Below are 2,082 nucleotides of genomic sequence, written 5' to 3' on the forward strand. Positions count from 1 at the left end.
CAACCATCGGGCTGCCTCCAGATTCTCCTGATAGATATTCCATTACTAGTTTAATTTTAAATTCTTTTGTGTATTTTGGCATACTAAAACCCCTCCATCCGTATTCCGGATTTTGGGGTTCAGGTCAAAAAGCAACTTTCTCTTTTTATTTTAAAGGTCATCTTCAATAATTGATGATTTGGAATAAGCTGTAACCTTGGCTTCAAAGAAGTCAGTTTTTACTGCATTTGGATCTGAGATTTCATCTACCCATTTCATTGCTTGTGGGATTTCTTTATAGCCTTCAAAAAGTGGCTCAAAGCCAAGGCCTAGGGCACGAAGATTGCCTAGGTATTTGATGTAATCTTCAATCATCTTTGTAGAAAGGCCTGCTATATTATCGCCTATGGCATATTTGCCCCATTCGATTTCTTGTCTGACACCTTCTTTTAGCATATCTCTATAGATTTCTACCGCTTCATCTGTAAATAGGTCTGGCCTTTCCTTCTTAAGGTCATTTATAAGGGACCTAAAGAGCCATAGGTGGGTGTTTTCGTCCCTATTTATATATCTAATCTCTTGGACAGTTCCTGGCATCTTGCCATTTCTACCTAGGTTGTAGAAGAAGGAAAAGCCTGAATAGAAGTAGATTCCTTCTAGGATATAATTTGCTATAAGGGCCTTTACAAATTGGAATTCATTATCTTTTTGTAAGAATTCATTGTATTGGTCGCCTATAAACTCATTACGACGAAGCAAATGATCATCTTCCTTCCATAGGTATAAAATCCTAGTTCTTTCTTCTGGTGAACAAATTGTATCTAGGATATAGGAATAAGATTGAGAGTGGATTGACTCTTGGTAGGTCTGAATTGACAAACAAAGGTTAATCTCATTTGCTGTAACATAGGTTTGTAGGTTAGGCAAATTGGCAGTTTGTATTGAATCAAGATAGGTTAGGAAAGATAAAATCCTATCAAAAGCCCTCTTTTCATACTGATCAAGCTTCCTATAATCCTTAATATCCTGGCTTAAGTTAATCTCCTCAGGAATCCAGAAGTTATTCATAGCCTGCCTATACCAATCGCTTGTCCAGGTATATTTTAAGTTATTAAAATCGTTAAGATTTGTGGTATTACCTTGGATAATCTTTCTCTTCGCTAGATCTATATCCCCGTTTTCGTTGAAAATACCACGTTTTTCAACTTCTTTCTTCTTACTTTCTTCCATCATAACCTCCTTAAGATAATAACTTCATTACAAATGATGAAACAATTGATAAGACAATGCTTGCAAAAATCAAACTAAAAAAGCTACTATTAATATATGCCCCGCCTACAAATTTAAATGCCAAAGATAAAACAAAGGCAGAAATCACAAGGGAAAATAAGCCAAAAGTCAAAATTGTGATAGGAAAGGCAAAAAATCTAAGTACTGGCTCTACAAACTTTTCAAGTATAGTCAAAACTCCTGCTGTAATAAAAAGGGCAGATGTCTTATCAAAACTGATACTTCTGATAAGTTTACTCAATATAAATAATGAAATTAAATTTACAACAAATAAAGCTAGTAAAACATTTCCACTTTCCTTAGCAAAATTCTTTTTCTTACGTCTATTCATAAAATACTCCTTTTAAAATCCAAGATTTGTTATTGTTGCTTATATACTATTATACCAGATTATTTTTTATTTTAACCAAGATAAATTATTTTAGGGGGTTTTCCCCTAAAAACCCTTTTTTATACTATCCAAGATAATAGCATTATAAAGTTGTTCTCTTCGTAACTTAATCTCATTATGAATTATTTATATTTACTATTGAATCTTCGTTCCAAGGGGAGGCCCAAGGACCCTTTCGTCGCTCTCGGCCGCTAAGGCAAATTGGGTCCACATCGCCCTCCCCCTTATACCCCCGGCAAGCCCGTCGGCTCATGGAGACTTACACCCCGCAAGCGACTCTTGCAGAGGGCAAATTGAAGGTGATGTTGCAGAATAGGTAAATCTATTCTGCGCATTGCTTTTTTTATTATATATCTGTATCAAGCCATTAATTTTTATAGAAGTTTTTAAGTTGAGAATGAATTTTTCCACATTTTTATTAA

The 2,082-nt window shown here is 34.9% G+C and carries 2 protein-coding genes; both read right to left on the bottom strand.

Annotated elements, in window-relative coordinates; all coding sequences use genetic code 11:
* Window positions 1–150: 150 nt before the first annotated feature.
* Window positions 151–1,209 carry a ribonucleotide-diphosphate reductase subunit beta gene (locus tag C8269_RS10720; RefSeq protein WP_106461833.1) on the bottom strand — a complete coding sequence of 353 codons (1,059 nt, stop codon included), beginning with the start codon at window positions 1,207–1,209 and terminating at the stop codon, window positions 151–153.
* Window positions 1,210–1,219: 10 nt separating this feature from the next.
* Window positions 1,220–1,600 carry a phage holin family protein gene (locus tag C8269_RS10725; RefSeq protein WP_106461834.1) on the bottom strand — a complete coding sequence of 127 codons (381 nt, stop codon included), beginning with the start codon at window positions 1,598–1,600 and terminating at the stop codon, window positions 1,220–1,222.
* Between the last annotated feature and the right edge of the window lie 482 nt (window positions 1,601–2,082).

Source organism: Anaerococcus sp. Marseille-P3915, from assembly GCF_900258475.1.
Taxonomy (GTDB): Bacteria; Bacillota; Clostridia; order Tissierellales; family Peptoniphilaceae; genus Anaerococcus; species Anaerococcus kampingae.